Raw genomic sequence first — 16,522 nt, 5'->3', positions numbered from 1 at the left:
GACAGGCGTATCAAATTATTTTCATCGGGGATTGAACATGCGAGTAACATTGATTTCTACGTCGATTTTTGCCTTGTGTTGTTCGTCGAATGTCAGGGCAGAGGCGGTGCTTCCAGTGAACCCTTCATCATATCTGGTCGGCGCTATCACGAGAAACATGTTTAGATTGCCAAAACCTGACCAGGACTTGGTTCTACTATCCGCGCATCGCGGATCTTGGGAGGTATATCCCGAGAACTCAGCTTACGCCTTGCAAGATGCCTGGAATTCACAGATTGAAATCGTGGAGGTCGATGCCCGCTTTACTGCCGACAAGGAAGTCATTCTATCTCACGATTACAGGCTTGAACGGGAGTCTACTGGAACCGGCTTGTTGTACAATCAGAACTATTCGCAAGTACAGCTAGCCGATCTACGCGACCGCCATGGGCGCGTGTTCAAGGACTCGCAAGGGCGCAAGGCCAAGTTCCTGACGTTTTCCGCGGCGCTTGATCTGCTCGCCCAATACGTCACCGATGATGGGCATGGTTATGTGATGATCGTCGATGCGAAAGGGGCGGTGGATGATCAGGATCCCACTGATCCCATCGAACTCACGCAGCGTTGCCTTGACATCCTCGCGGCCAAAAAGAACCGGCAGTTGAGCAAGGCTGTGGTATTCAAGCTGAAAGCCAAGGATGCGGTGGATATTGGCACGTTTCTGAATCGGACCACCTACGATCCCAATGTCATAGGCGGGTTGGTTATAGTTGAAAACCCGGACGACAAGAACGTTAAGGATTCCAACGATGATCCTCACCAGGATACGATCTACGATCAGTGGAATGTCGCGCCGTTCCCCGTTCAGTTTGAAATGAACCAATTCTACAAGGGTGACGGTCTTCAGGCGTATCTCGACTATATCGATCAAAGGCAGGGCTTCGCCACCTATCATGAAAGTAACTATTATCCGGAGGGCGTCGCCAACAGCGCGGGAAAATGTTGCTTCGAGCACAACACCGATCCAACATCGGCCGCTCCCGGAGGTATCGTGCCGGACTATCGCGGCGATCCGGAAATGGCGATCGTCAATCGTACGAATCTGATCACCACTGACTGGCCCGATGTGGTTGCCGACATGCTGCGCCAGTTAGGGCACCGCAACACCAGCAATCTGAGCCGCTAAGGTAAGACCTACCGCCTAAGGAGGAGTCTTCCAATGAAAACTGGAAAAACAATCGCTCTACCATTCTCTATAATGGCGTGTTTTGTTGGTGGCGCAAGCCAAGCTGGTGCATGCGCCAATCAGGCTGACTGCTTGAAGAGCGCGTCGGTAAAAGTGTCTCAGACACTCACCCCCAAGGTCGTGCCTGTTTTCGGTAACTATCCAAAGCTATATATACACGACTCTGCGGCGAAGGCGGATTATCCAGTGCCTGATAATACGAAGCAGGCATTTGACTTCTATACGGATAAGACTTCATTCAACTTTCCGCCGAACTCGTCAATCGAGACAAGGGAGATCGCATCGATCAGCCCGGCCACGGGTTTTACGATCCTTCTGGTCGAAAAGACCCGCGATAATACCGTTCCCAATGGCGGTAGCACGCTGTCGCTATTGAGTTCCGATTCCAACGGCGCTTACTTGTCATTCGCCTTGGGCGCCCAGCCCAGCTTAAGTGGGCAAAAGTGGTCTTTTGCCAAAAGTTTGCTTCAAGGCAACATGGCGCAAACCGCATATTGGCAGAAGCCGTGGGATATGAATCTCCTGGGACCAACAGGCGACTTCTCCGGAACCGAGTGGATCTATTATACCTTCACTCCAGACGGAAAGGTTCGCATCGACCGTTTCGCGCCGTATACCTATTTTCTGGCGTTTACCGCTTACCAGTGGGATGAGGCGGTGCTTGACGGTGGCTTTCCGCATTTTCCCTTCGACACTGGTACGCCGACCGACCGGCCGAAGTCCGTCACTTTCGGATCGGTCGGGCCATGGCTTATTGGCGCTGCTGGTGCGCCCGGACAAACCCCGCCGACGCCCGAGCCGATAGAGGCATTGCCCGGATTTGAGGGAGCGACGATATTCTCAGCGCCCTTGTCGATGAAGGAAGTTGTAGCTTACCAGAACTCTCTGAAGGGAAGTTATTTTCTCGACGTGAACATGCTGCCCTGCAATAGCGGCCAGTATCTATCCGGCCGAATTAGTACTCCCTGCGGTACAGGTAGTCCTGGCAATCCGCCACCGAACATGAACTCTGTCGCTCAAGACAGGATCAGCACCAATATCAATCGCTAGGTCGTAAGCAAGCAAGACTTTGGCCTTGCCTCAACAACGGTTGAAAAGATCTTCAAGGCGAGAAGATCAATCAGCGACGAGCAAACTTCAGGCCAGACCGCATAAGCTCATCGATGATCTCCTCGATCATTCAGGCTTGGCGGTCGGACGCTCGACCAGTTGCTAAGCTGAGGACGCGGTGACTAATTATAAGGCTCCCCAACGTCAGCACAATGCAGCTTACGGCGGGACGGATCTATTATCGGGCCAGTTGCGGTATCTCGCGCTAAACATAGATGGGAAAACCAGTCACCGACTGATCCGAAACCGCCCGCCCCAGTTCCGGACCACGGCACCAGCGCTCAGTTTAAGGTGCCCGACCTGTCGCCAACGTGGCGATTCAGGGTCAGGTAAGAAGCCGCACACGAAATCCCCCGTATCTGCGCCGATATCGCGTTCGTGTACTGTACGGAAACCGGTGCTGCGGCGCCCTGATAGTCCACCACCAGACCACTGCGTCACTGATCAGCATCTTGGCGGGTAGTCTATGAGGGAAGGGTCGCGCAATAGAGCACCATGTTCCAGGCGGGCCGAAAGTCCGCATCCTCGAGGAGAGCCACTCAACCTCATAGGTCGACGAAAGTCCTTCGGCGCCGACATCTGGTTCCAGTCCAGCATAGATTGCAACGCCGATGGTGTAGAGCAGAACGGCGACTCGCTGAACCAACGGTCGCCACCGTGGCGGCAGCTGCAAGACCCCGCTTGCCAAACCGCAACGAAATCACCTCATTTGTTCTTTCTGGCAACGGACCAAAACGGACCCAAGACGCGCGTCGATCTGCACTGTGGGAATTTCGAACTGCCCACGAGGGCGAAGATATGTTTTGCAGATACCGATCGCATCAGCTTTGGCCGCCCCTCTCAGATGCTGCGGGCTGGGAGGCAATGACGGTCACCTTCCCATTCGCCTGTCGGTGAATGGCCGAGGAGACGCCTGCAGCGCGGCACAACACATGCCCCGCAGCGCAGTCCCAGAGATTGGTGCCATGCTCGAGATAGCCGGCAAGCCGACCGGCCGAGACCATCGCAAGCGAAGCAGCACAGCTTCCCAGACAGACTACATGGTAACCCTGCGCTTCAAGCGCAGCCTCGCTTTCCAGCCGATGTGCAATCGCCCACGTCCGGTTGCGGCCGATGCCAAATGCGAGTGGCCGCGTCCCGACAAGCGGCGGAAGAGATCCCTGTGTGTTGAGCTGACCGTCCACCGAAGCCCACAACAGAGTATCGAGTCCCGGTAGCGCAACAGCGCCAAGGACCGGCTCCCTGTTGCGGACATAAGCGATCGAGACCGCCCAGAACGGTATGCCCGACAGGAAATTCGCGGTCCCATCGATCGGATCGATCAACCAATGGTCATCTTCGGCATCGCCAAGCTGTTCCTCGCCGACGATCGCGTCGGCGGGGAACTGGGCGTGAATCAGCCTGCGGGCGAGACTTTCGGCCTCACGATCGGCTGCGCTGACGTAGTCGGCCTCACCCTTCGTCTCAATGGCAATGTGGGGAAGACTGCGAAACCGGGCCAGCGCAAAGGCTCCAACCTTGCCGGTGACGTTCCGAAGCAGATCCAGCCGAGTGTCGAGCTCGCTTGTCAATTTGCCGCCCGATCCCGCGCCGATGCAACCATCTCTTCAAGCCTGAGAGCGATAGCGTGTGCCCGCTGATAGTAGGACGACTCCGACAGCACGTAGCGGTCCATCGGCGTCTCGAAGTTCAGGGGCGTCCTGTACTTTGTTGCCGCAATGGCGTTTGTGATCGCATCCCAGTCGAGCCTGCCGTCGAATGGCAGCAGATGGTCGTCCTTTGCGCCGAAGTTGTCGTGAATATGCGTGGCGATCAGCCGATCGCCATGGTGCTCCAGCACCGACAGCTTGCCGGGCTCGATCAGTTCCCAATGGCCGCTGTCGTAGCAGACGCCAACGAAGTCGGAACTGTAGCGGCTAAAGAGGCGGGCATAGAGCTTGAGGTAATTTTCCGCATTTGCCTTGACCAGGGTTTCGACCGCGATCTGCACGTTGCGTTCGAGGCAATGGGCCTCGACGTCGTCGAAGGATCGGAACAGGGGCTCGAACAACAGGTTCTCGTTTTCAACGCTGCGGAACGTGTCGTTGGTGATGTCGACGTGGAGCACGACATTCGGGGCGCCGAGGGCCGCAGCGAGATCGATACGATTTTTCAGAAGCTCCACTCCGCTTTGACGCTGCCAATCGTGGCGAGAAAGGATGTTCTTGCGTGTCTCGTGTGCGAATGGGGCAGGTCCGGCATGGGCGAGCTCGCTCACCGGATTGACGCCGTTGCTGGCATGAACGGAGTGTGTTTTCAGGCCCGCCTCCGCAACGATGCGGCGAGTGAACTCGATTTCCGCGTCGGCAAGCATATAGGAGCTGCCGGAATCCGGGTTCCAGTTGATATGCGTAAAGCCGGCCTCGCGGATCAGGTCGAGGGAGTGGCGGATGCCCTCGTCGTACCAGCGTTCATGCATGGGCCAGTGCCAGACGGTGATGCAAGTATCCATTTCAGTGTCCATTCAGAGGTTGCTCGATTCCGGGGTGCGGCCGAGGCTCAGGCGCTCGGCGATGAGGATGACGGCCAGCGAGAAGGCCATGATCAGGGTGACGTAGACGAGGCTGACGGCGGCCTGGTCGGGGTCGGCCGAAACGGCGCCATCGACGATGGCGATCGGCAGAGGCTTGTTGTTGACGTTGTAAAGGAAGGCCGAGAGCGGGTATTCCGCCAGCAGATTGTTGAACTTCATGCCGGCGACCAGGATGGCGGTCGGCGCCACGAGCGGCAGGACAACACGGCGGAAGCGATATGGCCTCGAGGCACCCATTGCCCGGGCCGCTTCGTCGAAGGCCGGATCGATCCCGATGAAGGCCGAGCGCATGAAGCGGACCATGAGCGGCAGGCTGAAGATGACGTAGCCGATCGGCAGAAGCCAATAGCTGCCGAGCAGAACGAGATTGCCGACGAGCGGATTGGGCGCATCGAAAGCAACGATCAGTCCCACCGCAAGCAGCATGGTGGGGATGATCCAGGGCAGGACGAAGCAGATATCCAGGCCTCGCGTCAGCCAGCTGCGCTTGCGCACCATGATCGGCACGGCGAACAAAGTGATTGCGAGGCCGACAGCAACCGCGATCGAGCTCATCACCATCGAATTGAAGAAGGGGACAAAGGCCGCGCCTCCGCCCAGCACCCGAGCGTAGTTTGCCAGCGTGAAGCTGGATGGCAGGACGTCAATGCCGATGCTCGAAGCCGGGGCGAAGGAGAACAGCACAATGAGCGCGACCGGCACCAGGTAGATCGCCGCCAGCAGATAGGCGAGGGCGGTCACCACGATACGGGCAAGCGGATTGCGTATCGCCCGCAACCGGATGCGAGTCGTCGTCTTTGCCCCGGCCGTATAGGCGCCCTTGGCCTCGAAATACTGCGACAGCAGGATCAGACCCATGAGCACCAATCCCATCAACAGCGCCAGCAGCGCCGCCATGTCGGGCCTGCGCAGGCTGTTCAGCGTCAGGACCATCTGGCTCAGCATGTGGAAGTCCCGGCCGCCCAGCACCTGGGGCGCGGCAAAGGAGCCCATCGCCGTAATCAGCGTGAGCAGCGTGACCGCGAGCACGGTGGGCAGGATGACCGGCAGGACGACGCGCCGCAGGATCGTCGCTTCCGAGGCTCCCATGCTGCGGGCCGCCTCGATCGTCGAATAGTCGACGCGGCGCATGGCGGCGCGCAGAAACAGGAAGTGGAAGCTGGTCATCAGAAAGGTGTGGGCGAAGAGAACGCCCAACCAGCCGATGAACCAATCGCGCGGCAGCGACGGGAAGAGCGTCGTCAAGCCGGCGGTGATAGCGCCGCTCGGACCATAGGTGAAGTTGTAGCCGGCAGCCGCAGCGACGCCGCCAAAGACCAGCGGCGTGGAGAAGGCCATTTTCAGGAAGCCACTGCCACGCACGCGAAAATATTCGAGCACCGCCACCTGGAACATACCGACGATCGTGACGGTGACGGTGGTCGCCGCCGTCATCCAAACCGTGTTCCAGAGCGCTGCGCGGACGCGGCGAGAGCGTCCGAGTTCCGATACCGCATCAAACATGGCCAGACCGCCGTGTCTGAACAATGCGGCCTGCAATGCGGCAAGCATCGGAACGAGAAGGAAGGTCAGCACGGCCCAGGCAATCACGATCAAGCCGAACCAGTAAAAAACATGGTCCAGGCGGGTGGATCGGCTCATCCGGTCACCTCCTGGAACACATGCGCAGCGCCGGGGCGAACTCCGAGCGAGACGGTGCTGCCGGGTTCAGGAAGTTGGTCGCCGATCAGCATCGCCGAAAGACCATGGCCCTCCACCTCGAGATCGATGCGGCTATGAGCTCCGAGGAATTCGACGTGGTTCACTTTCGCCGGAATCCCGGAAGCTGCCCCAAGCACGACGTCTTCATGGCGCAGGAAGCTGCGGCCTTTCACATCGCGCCCCAAGAGGCGTGCCGCTAACGGCGGAGCGAGCTCGTTGGAAACGCCGATGAACTCGCATATGAACGGCGTTGCCGGTTTGCGGTAGAGGGTTCGACCATCGCCGATCTGCTCGATCTTGCCACGATTGAGCACCACGATGAGGTCGGACATGGTCAGCGCGTCCTCCTGGTCGTGCGTGACGAAGATGGCGGTAAAGCCGAGCTCCGACTGAAGACGCTTAATTTCCTTGCGCATCGAGGCGCGGACCTTGGCGTCGAGGTTCGACAGCGGCTCGTCGAAGAGCAGAACGCGCGAGCCGGTCACGAGCGCACGAGCAATGGCGACACGCTGTTGCTGGCCGCCCGACATGTTCGCCGGCTTCTTGTCGAGCTGGTCGGAGATGGCGGCCATCTCGGCGACCTCTTGCACGCGTCTTTTAATCTCCGCCCTTGGCTTCTTTGCCACGCGCAGGGCAAAAGCGATGTTTTCGAAGGCCGACATCGTCGGAAACAGCGCGTAGTTCTGAAAAACGATGCCGACGTTGCGGCGCTCGGGGGGCAGGGCGGTAATCTCCTGCCCCTCAAGGACAATCCTCCCGCCCAGAGCTGGGAGCAATCCGGCAATGGTACGCAGCACGGTGGACTTTCCGCTTCCTGACGGCCCGAGAAGCGACACGAAGGCCCCATCGGCGACGTTGAGGTCGAGGCCACGGAGAACGGCCAAGCCCGGGAAACCGACGTCGAGATTTGTAAGAGACAGAACGTTGTCAGCCACGGCAGGACCTCCGATCCGTATCACATCCAACCGCCGGCTACCGGATTTCCAGCTCTATCTTCTGCAGCCACCCGTCGAGTTTTGGTGCGACGGCATCCCAATCGATCGGCTGTGCCTTCACGAGCCTGGCGTTCTCCTGAACGGCGGGCGGCGACTTGGCGAGCGCCTCCGGCAGGACGGGCACCTGGCCGAACCTGGCGGCGTAGGCGGCCATCACTTCCGCCGATCCCCACCACTCAACGAAGGCCTTGGCGTTATCGAGCTGATCTGTGCCGGCCATGATCCCCACGCCTTCGGAAATCACCGGCGTTCCGCCGTCGGTGTCGATCACCTGGACTGTCGCACCAAGGTCGGTTGCGCGCTCGAAGGCGCCCCCGAGCCAGTTCAGATCGATGGAAGCGCGGCTGGCCTTGAAGGCTTCGAGCTGCGAATCCGCGTCATTGGCGATGACGCCCTGCGCATAGAACCTGCTCAGGAAATCCCATCCATCATTGGATACCTCGCCATTGGCGTTGAGGAAGCGGACGAGGATGCCCGCTAGATACATGCGCGTCGTCTGGGCCGCCGTGGGACCTATGACATACTTGCCCGCATAATCATCCTTCGTCAGGTCCAGCCAGCTTTTCGGCGCTTCTCCCTCCGGCAGACGATCCGGGTAATAGGCGAGCACGATCGGCGTCTGCCAAAACTTGTGGACCATGCCTTCCGCGTCCTTATATTGCGCCGGAAGGCTCTTCGCCCAGGACGGAGAATAGGGCTGGAAGAGACCTTCCTTCTTCAGCAGGGCCATGGACGTGTCGACCATGCCGAGAACGACGTCGGCTTGCGGGTTGTTCTCCTCGGCGATCAGGCGATCGTAAAGCTCGCCGCCGCCCGCGTTCAATAATTTGATGTCATGTCCCGCGGCCTTGGCCTGTTCAGCAATCCATTGGCCGCGCTCACCGCCTTGGGGGCTGTAGATGGTCAAAGCGTCGGCCAGCGCTGGACATGCCGCAGTCACGAGAATGGCGGCGGACGCGAATGCAGTCGATAGCTTCATGGTATTCTCCCCGTTCGAGCGACGCGCTCCTCTTACGCGGGCTCTGCGTCATTTTAATTACATTGCGTAAATTAGTTTTCTTTGCAATAGCTTTCGTCGACCTTGCGATAGCGGACTTCTCATGCCTGCAACTCTCGAACTCTCGCTCAACGAACGACGGCTCGTCGAGCTGATTTTTAAGAACAGGGGAGTGGCTCGCATCGAATTGGCGCAGCTGTCCGGGATGACCGGCGCCACTGTGACGCGCTTGATTGCGAGCCTGCTCGATGTAGGTCTGATTACGGAGGAACCGGATCGAAGCGGCGCGCAAGGCCAACCCCGCCGGCTGTTGCAGCTGCAGGCGCGGCGTTTTTTTGCCGCCGGCGTGACCTTTTCGGTCACCCGCATGGAAGTGGTCGTCATCGATCTCAGCGGCTCGATTGTGGCCACGAGAAGCGTGGAGGTGCAAACCGGCAGGCCGGAAGAGGTAGCGGAAGCAGCTCAAGCTGCCGTTGATGAAATGCTTACCGAGTTGTCGATTCTGAAGAGCGATTTGCTTGGCATTGGCGTTTCCGTCCCTGGAAACTTCGGCACTGCCTTAAACCTGTTGAAAGCGCATCCCTTCTTTCCAGCGTTCGAAGACGGTCGTGCAATCGAAGCATTCCAGGAGGCTTTCGATGTCCCATGCTATGTCGAGAACGACGGGACTGCAGCGGCACTCGGCGAATATGTGTTCGCAAGTGAAAACGTCGTTGATGATCCCCTTTTCTTTATCCACATCGGTCATGGCGTCGGCGGCGGCGCAGTGATCGACGGCAAACCGTATGGGGGTGCGCACGGCAATGCCTGCTTGCCGGGTGTCCTCTATCCCTACGACCATCCTCGGCCGTCCGGGCAAGACCTTCTCGCGAACCTGAAGAAGGCTGGTTTCCATCTTCGAGATTTCGAGGACATGGGCGCGATGCCTCCGGCCGCTCGCTCGACCGTGATCGAATGGATCACGCGCGCTGGCGCGCAGCTTCGGCAAACCGTCCGTGTCGCAACAGCATTTTTCGATCCGGCTCGTATTGTCGTAGGTGGGCGGTTACCCGGCGATCTGAATAAAAGGCTTGTTGAAACGATCCTGTCTGAGCCGATTGAAGGACCATCGCGAGGTCTGCCGACCGCTCCGGTTTCGGTATCTCGACTTGGCATTCGCGCCGGCGCCGTTGGTGCCGGCTGTGTTCCGTTCTTCAGGGCATTTTTTACGGGTGCCGTCGCCAATGGTGGAAGCGCCTATCTGAACGGTAGACGACCTGTTCCTCGGACTCCCGCTCCATAGTTCCGTGTCGGAACACGCAACGCCATCACAGCCCCAGCTGTGCAGCCGGAAGCTTGTGCACATGAGGCCAACTTGTCAGGAAATCCCGCGCAAAACATGTCGAGACCACTTGCAGATACCGCCCCTTGAGCAGGGGGCGTATGTCCGAGCTGCGGATATTCTCATCGTCAGACCAATCGGCGCCGGCAGGTGATTCCCCTGGAGTGACCTTTGAGCAGCATTCCAACAGGCGACGGCTGGCGCACGTCTTACCGTGTGGAGCATCTCTAAAATGCTACACTCCAAAAAGTCAGGACCACGATGGGGTTCCATCGGCGCATTATGACCTTTCCGAAAATCGTCAGTTCATTGACAGCTAAGTCTTGTAGAGGATTCGGCGCTTCTGGGATTTTGCAGCCGCCCTCCATTGCCTGCTTCGGCATTGGTCGGTGATCACCGTCGATTCTGAGAGCTACTGGGTTTCCCAAAGCACTCGGCGCAATCCTCCATATCGTTACCGAGGAGACAATATCGATGAATGTACAACGGCCCGGGCTTGGCGCCGGCACTCCTTTCGAGAATTCCGAATCAGAAAGTTCAGAACCAGTGTCTCCGGCCGCCGCACGTTGGGTCGAAGCGTCTACGGTGGCGGTAGCGTCCGCCGCCGCCTCGCAGCGCCAGGTCGTGGCCCCGACCGCCGAAGAGCGGCCAGGGGAAGGTCCTCGGCAAGAGGCGGTAAGTCGAACGAGGGCTTGGCGGGAGGCGGGCGATATCGATGAGCCGCTGGATCTGTCGTCCCTATCCCTGACCGCCTTGTCCGTCCCCCTCGTGACCGGGCTCCGGCGCCTGAACGTCAACAACAACCAGCTAACGGATCTGCCAGACACCCTTCCGAGAACGCTTCTGGAGCTGGAGGCCAGCGGCAACCAGCTGACCCGCCTGCCCGACCTTCCTGCCGGGCTAGAGAGGCTGAACGTCGAAAACAACCAGCTGACCAATCTCCCCGAGCCTCTCCCGGCCGCGCTCGAGTGGCTGGGTGCTGCCCACAACCAGCTAACCCGCCTGCCCGAGATGATTCCCCCCGAGCTTATATGGCTGGGCGCCAGAGACAATCAACTGACCAGCGTGCCTGAAAGCCTGCTGACGCAGCTAGGCCGCTGGTCTATCGTTGATCTGGAAAATAATCCGATACCGCATTGGGTACAGACAAACCTGGCGACAGCCATGCATGCCGCGGGTTATGCCGGCCCGCAGATCTTTTTGCCTATGGGATCGGTGGAATTGGACCCGCGGCCCTTGCACGAGGTGGTCGCGGACTGGCTCGAGGGGGATTCGGAGACGGTGGCCGCTTGGCAGGGCTTCACCGACGAGCAAGGTGCCCGGGATTATGCACATTTCCTCGACCGGCTCAGTACCACCGTGAACTATGGCAATGATGCGTTCCGCCAAGCGGTGGCCATAGATCTGCGGCAGGCAGCGGCCAGGCCGCAATTGCGCGCACAGTATTTTGAACAGGCTTCCGGAGCTAGCGATACCTGCGAGGATCGCATCACTTTGGCCTGGAATGGAATGCAGACTGCACGTCTGAACGCTGATGTAGAGGACGGGGTCTATGACGGGTCGCTCCACCAACTGCTCCAGCACGGCCGTGTCATGTTCCGTTTGGAGGCGCTGGACGGGATCGCGCGCGAGACGGTCAACTCGCTTCGACGTACCAATCCGGACATCGACGAAATCGAGGTCTATCTTGCCTACCAGACACGGCTGCGCGACACCCTGGAACTGCGGCACGTCGCCCCAGACATGCGCTTCTTGAACATCTCTCACGTTACCGAGGACGACATTGCCAGGGCCGCGAGGTCGGTGCGGGAACTGGAGGCGACGGGATTCAGGGACTATGTGGCAACGGGCTGGCAACCTTGGGAAAGAGTGGTGAAGCGCATCGCCCCCGAAAGTCATGCAGCGATGCAGGAGCAGCTCATCGATGCGATGGGAGAGGAGTTCGTCATCCGCCTGCATCAAAGGCTCGCCGAGCATGGCCTGGCAGGCGATGCCGATGCCGAGCGGGTGCTCGGAGCTGAGATCCGCAACGAGATCGCCCGCGAGATCAAAGGCGATTTAATGGACACGGTACTCCGGGATCGCGGTGTTGGGCTGTGAAGCGGCCGCTCATGCGAGGACTGTCAGTCGCTGTTTCCCCTCGGCCGTCGCCGCGGTGATTGCGCGATCGGAGATGAGAGTTATGCCTGCCTGGCAGCACCGCCGCCAAGCAAACGGTGAATTGGTGCGCCTGGGAAGCCACCAAAGCCGTTCTGGCCGGAACGGCAATTGCCGTTGTTGCGCGCGTAACGGCATGCGTTTTTTCAAATGGACAGCTCGAACCATCGTCGTTTTCTGGCGCCCGCCATTGGCCCGCGGCATCGCCTCGCTCGCCGGCCTCCTATCGCCTGGACCGAGAAAGCGCCAAACGACCCACACAGCACTACTGTGAGGCATAGAAGGCATAGCATCTATGCCTATTAGGCTACCGTTATGCCACAGAGAAGGTTAGCAAAAAACTTGCTTAATTCGCACTGCTCGAAGGCATGAGCGACGCCGAAGATGGGCAGGCTGATCTGTAGGACGCTTGGTCGCTCATCGCGATCGACGCGCGTGCTGAAATGCCGCAGAACGCTGCTGCTGGAATTTTCACGGAATGGCCGAAAGCAAGAGAAATACCGTGAATATCGCCAGATGAACGGCGCCCTGTAGCACGGTCGTTCTGCCCGTTCCCAGGGTGATCGTACCGACGAACAGCGTCAGGATCAGCATAATGAGGTTCTGTGGCGCGAGACCCAAAGCAAGATCTCGGCCAAGCGCGACAGATATGGCAGCTACCACCGGGATTGTCATCCCAATGCTCGCAAGCGCAGATCCGAGTACGAGGTTGACACTATTTTGAAGACGATTCATTAGTGCCGCCTTGACAGAGGCTATCCCCTCTGGCAGCAAAACCACCCCCGCGATAGTCACGCCCACTACGGCTTGTGGCAGTCCCAGCGCCGCGACGGCGCTGTCGAGCGGAGAGGAAAGTAGCTTTGCCAATAGGACGACTGCAATGAGGGCCAGCACAAGCAAGCCTCCGGCCGCTAGCGGATTACACGGCGTCTCATATGTAGCCGGAGGCGAAATGGCGTCTTCGTCAGCGGCTACAACATCGATGAAATAGTCGCGATGGCGAACGGTCTGAACGAATAGAAACACACCGTAGAGGGCCACAGACACAAGTCCTATGACGACGAGCTGTGTCACAGCGAACTGCTGTGGTTTTCCTGCGGTGACGAAATTCGGCAAGACGAGAGACAGTGTCGCGAGTGTGCCTAGTACCGCCAGTGCCGCCGACGCGGCATCCAACTGGAACGACTGCTCGCGATGGCGTCGGCCGCCAAGCACGAGACAAAGGCCGATGACGCCATTGAGCACGATCATCACGGCGGCAAAGACCGTATCTCTCGCGACCACTTCGTTTCCCTCCGCGCCGGACAGCATTAAAGAAACGATGATCGCCACTTCGATGATTGTCACGCAAACGGCGAGGAGGATCGCTCCAGAAGGTTGGCCCACTCGAGCGGCAAGAATTTCGGCGTGATGCACGGACGCAAAGACCGCACCCGCGAGCAAGCCGGCCGACATCAACAGAAGTACGACGGATCGTTCCGGCAGCACGTGCGCCAGTGTCATAGCCGCGATGACGCAACCGAATAGCGGAACGATCCAAGACCACAGCGGGACATGTGCGGAGCTATCCTGCAATCTAGATTTCATGTTTCCATTCCTTGGTGACGAGTATGCGAGGTTCCTTGCCGCGGCAATCGGCGTACCGAACCAAGGCTTCGGAGAACCGGGCGAGGTTCGCCAGATCTAGCAAGACGCAGGACGAGCCCTTGGGTGTGGCGTCAACCGCCCTCGCGGCAGGTGCAAGAAGCAGGCTCTGCCTGCCGTGAGAAGCGCCTTTCATGTGATTAGGCACGTCAAAGCTGTGGTGTACTTGAAGGTGTACGGAGCTATGCTCCCCAGCCCGTCTCGAAAGTTCAGGTCTCCTTTGCGAGGCTCTGCTCAAGGCGCACGACCTCGCGTCGCAACGCCTCGATCGTTGCATCACGGTTGCGAATGGCTTCAAGCTGTGTGGCTCGGTCGTCCTCGGAAGCCATGAGCGCCTGTTTTAGCTGAGCCACCATTGATGTGGCCAGCTGCAGGTTTTCAGCTATTTTGAGCTGGGGTAGACGTTGCGCCTCTCCATATGTGGAGGAGTTGGAGCCAATGGGGGTGTTCTCTTCAGCTTGCCGAAAGATGCTGTTGCACTCACTCGCACCGGCGGGAATGCCGTCTGCCTCGCCACGACGCAAGTCCCACCAAGTTCGAAATACCTGGCGGTATCGTTCCGTTACCGCTTTGCCCCTGTCCACGATCCCAGCGTCTTTTGCGTGCTGAAGTGACTGCTCGTAACCGAGTTCCACCAATAGCTCGGCGCCGACTAGATCGGTTACTGTTTGCATCTCTTCGATGGTCAGTTCGGTTCGCCAAGTTTCGACTGAGCGGTTGTCGACAGCCTTTTTCTTCAGGAGCCTCCGATCCCCGAAGCTACTTAGCCTAAGATATTCCGTTTGCTCAACTGCTGGAACTATAATGCCACTTGGATCGTAGCCAAGCGCAGCGATCACACGCCGGATTTCCTCGTCTGGGCGCTCAACCAGGTGTTCATAATGTACAGTTTGCGTATGCGGGCGCCCGCGCTGCGCCGCGAGCGCGGGTAGGCCCAGCACGAGATCGGCGAGAGCCAACGCGACAGCCGCAGTAGGCGTGCCGATTACGAGGTCGGCGAGACAGGATACACTGGTCGGTGGGCATCTTTCTGAAACAAACGGAATGCCCCACGTCGATTTCAGTGATGCCGCAATCGCATAAGGATTACGCAATAGAAGGATATGTGGTGCTTCTGGGTACAGGGAATGCAAATAATCGAGCACCATCCAGTACCGCGGAGTCTTGTCGATCAACGTGCGCTTGCCCGCTGCTGCTAAATATTGAGAGTAAGCGGCATCGGCAAAAGCTCGGCTGACGCTAATGTGATCTATTCGTCCCAAGAACTCGTGGGTCGCAGCCTGGATCAGTGATGCCCCTGCCGCATGACGGCGGTCCACTCTACCAAATGCCTCGAGTGCCAACATTAGCCAAGGCTCAGGCGGCGCTGTGATATCCGGATGCTGCTGGAGCAAATGCGCCAGCAGCGTGGTCCCCGAGCGGGGAACGCCGAGGAGAAAACAGACCGCAGGGAAATGGCTGACATCGCGGCTCATGAGTTCCGACCCCTTCGCCAGCTTGTGGGAACACATACCCGCCGCGCGTGAGCTTCTAATTGACCCACTGGGGCGTGCGCCCCCGTCAGTTTATCGTGGTGTACACCGGAGAATTCTTCCTCAGAACCACGGCAAAGATCGATAGCCATCCTGATACGCCGGACTCCTTCTATCCTTCGTTTGCTATGCGCCGTTCCGGCAAACCCGGTCAAATCGTTTCTGCCAATGAAACACATCCACGTTTTGGATGATGGTGCGCATAGTAGATTTGTGAACACAAAGCGTCGATCCGTGCGCTACAAGGCGCAATGCATCCTGGCCAACGAGGAAGCAATGTACTGACCTCGGGAACGCGTTCGAGCACAGGTTATTCGCCCACAGTAGGAATGTTCCAAAACGCACTCGTCAACCTCATCCCAGAATGATGGCCTCAGCCCTCATGTCCCGTCTGCAACGGGGAATGGTAGTCCTTGCAATAGACCTCCGCGCTGCCATTGTAGACGTCAATGATAGCCGCGCCGGGGTCGAGAGCGACACGCTCCAGCACGTCGGAAAATCGCGTCATTTCCCATCCAATCGCCTCTCGAGAAATTCTTCGATTCGTCGCGCCAGCGCCGCCGGTTCGGTTCCAACCGTCTTGAGATGTAGGTCAGGATTTTTAGGCACCTCATAGGGAGCGGAGACGCCGGTGAAGTTTTTGATCTTGCCTGCAAAAGCCTTCTCATAAAGGCCCTTCGGATCTCGCTGTGCACATTCCTCCAAAGGCGTATCGACAAAAATTTCGATGAACTCTCCTTCGTTCATCAACTCGCGCGCCATGCGCCGTTCGTCGCGAAATGGAGATATCAAGGAGACGATCACAATCAGTCCGGCGTCGGCCATCAGCTTGGCTACCTCGGCTACGCGGCGAATATTCTCCACGCGGTCGGCCTCGGTAAAGCCTAGATCGTGATTGAGGCCGTGACGCACATTGTCACCATCAAGCAGGTAGGTGTGTTTGCCGCGCGCGTGCAGTAGCTTGTCGAGCGCATTGGCTATCGTCGACTTGCCGGATCCGGAAAGTCCCGTGAACCACAGGACGGACGGTCGCTGCCTCTTCATCGCAGACCGGGCTTGCTTGTTCACGTCAATGGCCTGCCAGTGGACGTTCTCGGCGCGCTGAATCGGGAAGTCGTCGATGCCAGCGCCGACAGTCGCGTTCCGAAGCACAACCGTAAGATTCTCCGCGGAAGCCGCGGTGGCCAATTCCCGCGCAAATTTACACCGACCGGCCGTCTCCGCAAAGAGGAAGGTGCGCTTCTTGATCTCGAGATGACGATAAGCCA

13 protein-coding genes and 1 pseudogene are annotated in these 16,522 nt (G+C 58.6%); 5 read left to right on the top strand and 9 right to left on the bottom strand.

The features are described 5' to 3' along the window. Window positions 1–37: 37 nt before the first annotated feature. Both CO676_RS22560 and CO676_RS22555 read left to right on the top strand, forming a co-directional pair. Window positions 38–1,165, top strand: coding sequence for a glycerophosphodiester phosphodiesterase family protein (locus CO676_RS22560; RefSeq protein ID WP_097522759.1), 1,128 nt, complete (start codon window positions 38–40; stop codon window positions 1,163–1,165). Between the two features lie 33 nt (window positions 1,166–1,198). Further along, on the top strand, window positions 1,199–2,275 hold the full coding sequence (locus CO676_RS22555; RefSeq protein ID WP_097522715.1) for a hypothetical protein: 1,077 nt from the start codon (window positions 1,199–1,201) through the stop codon (window positions 2,273–2,275). 881 nt (window positions 2,276–3,156) lie between these two features. On the opposite strand, the gene CO676_RS22550 is transcribed toward CO676_RS22555, so the two are convergent. From CO676_RS22550 to CO676_RS22530, 5 genes are read right to left on the bottom strand one after another with little or no spacing between them, the layout of a single operon-like run. Continuing rightward, on the bottom strand, window positions 3,157–3,906 hold the full coding sequence (locus CO676_RS22550; protein ID WP_144340178.1) for an inositol monophosphatase family protein: 750 nt from the start codon (window positions 3,904–3,906) through the stop codon (window positions 3,157–3,159). Continuing rightward, on the bottom strand, window positions 3,903–4,826 hold the full coding sequence (locus tag CO676_RS22545; protein WP_046118803.1) for a sugar phosphate isomerase/epimerase family protein: 924 nt from the start codon (window positions 4,824–4,826) through the stop codon (window positions 3,903–3,905). The genes CO676_RS22550 and CO676_RS22545 overlap by 4 nt, the downstream gene beginning before the upstream one ends. 12 nt (window positions 4,827–4,838) lie before the next feature. Then, window positions 4,839–6,548 carry an ABC transporter permease subunit gene (locus CO676_RS22540; protein ID WP_046118785.1) on the bottom strand — a complete coding sequence of 570 codons (1,710 nt, stop codon included), beginning with the start codon at window positions 6,546–6,548 and terminating at the stop codon, window positions 4,839–4,841. Further along, entirely contained in the window at window positions 6,545–7,543 is a 999-nt protein-coding gene (locus CO676_RS22535; protein WP_179875596.1) for an ABC transporter ATP-binding protein, read from the bottom strand. The genes CO676_RS22540 and CO676_RS22535 overlap by 4 nt, the downstream gene beginning before the upstream one ends. 37 nt (window positions 7,544–7,580) lie before the next feature. Then, entirely contained in the window at window positions 7,581–8,582 is a 1,002-nt protein-coding gene (locus CO676_RS22530) for an extracellular solute-binding protein (protein WP_046118783.1), read from the bottom strand. Between the two features lie 121 nt (window positions 8,583–8,703). Here CO676_RS22530 and CO676_RS22525 point away from each other — a divergent pair, with 121 nt between their 5' ends. Further along, window positions 8,704–9,882, top strand: a complete 1,179-nt coding sequence (locus tag CO676_RS22525; protein ID WP_097522714.1) for an ROK family transcriptional regulator — start codon at window positions 8,704–8,706, stop codon at window positions 9,880–9,882. Between the two features lie 513 nt (window positions 9,883–10,395). Continuing rightward, window positions 10,396–12,021 (top strand): NEL-type E3 ubiquitin ligase domain-containing protein, encoded by a 1,626-nt coding sequence (locus CO676_RS22520; protein WP_097522713.1) that lies wholly within the window; start codon window positions 10,396–10,398, stop codon window positions 12,019–12,021. A 528-nt stretch (window positions 12,022–12,549) separates the two neighbouring features. On the opposite strand, the gene CO676_RS22515 is transcribed toward CO676_RS22520, so the two are convergent. After that, on the bottom strand, window positions 12,550–13,653 hold the full coding sequence (locus tag CO676_RS22515; protein WP_046118802.1) for an ionic transporter y4hA: 1,104 nt from the start codon (window positions 13,651–13,653) through the stop codon (window positions 12,550–12,552). 278 nt (window positions 13,654–13,931) lie between these two features. Next, complete coding sequence (locus CO676_RS22510; RefSeq protein ID WP_097522757.1) at window positions 13,932–15,197, bottom strand: sulfotransferase; 1,266 nt, start codon at window positions 15,195–15,197, stop codon at window positions 13,932–13,934. Window positions 15,198–15,256: 59 nt separating this feature from the next. On the opposite strand from CO676_RS22510, the gene CO676_RS34665 reads away from it, so the two are divergent. Continuing rightward, window positions 15,257–15,448 carry a hypothetical protein gene (locus CO676_RS34665; RefSeq protein ID WP_144340177.1) on the top strand — a complete coding sequence of 64 codons (192 nt, stop codon included), beginning with the start codon at window positions 15,257–15,259 and terminating at the stop codon, window positions 15,446–15,448. 179 nt (window positions 15,449–15,627) lie between these two features. Here CO676_RS34665 and CO676_RS36810 read toward each other — a convergent pair whose 3' ends face one another. After that, window positions 15,628–15,762 (bottom strand): hypothetical protein, encoded by a 135-nt coding sequence (locus CO676_RS36810; RefSeq protein ID WP_280952042.1) that lies wholly within the window; start codon window positions 15,760–15,762, stop codon window positions 15,628–15,630. Then, a pseudogene (gene cysC / locus CO676_RS22505) lies at window positions 15,759–16,409 on the bottom strand (adenylyl-sulfate kinase); the annotation flags it as partial. The gene CO676_RS36810 and the pseudogene cysC, both read right to left, overlap by 4 nt. Window positions 16,410–16,522 lie beyond the last annotated feature (113 nt).

The organism is Sinorhizobium sp. BJ1 (genome assembly GCF_002531555.1).
Lineage (GTDB): Bacteria > Pseudomonadota > Alphaproteobacteria > Rhizobiales > Rhizobiaceae > Sinorhizobium > Sinorhizobium fredii_B.
Note: the sequence above shows the minus strand (reverse complement) of the source record. Positions and strands in the feature narration are given on the sequence as shown.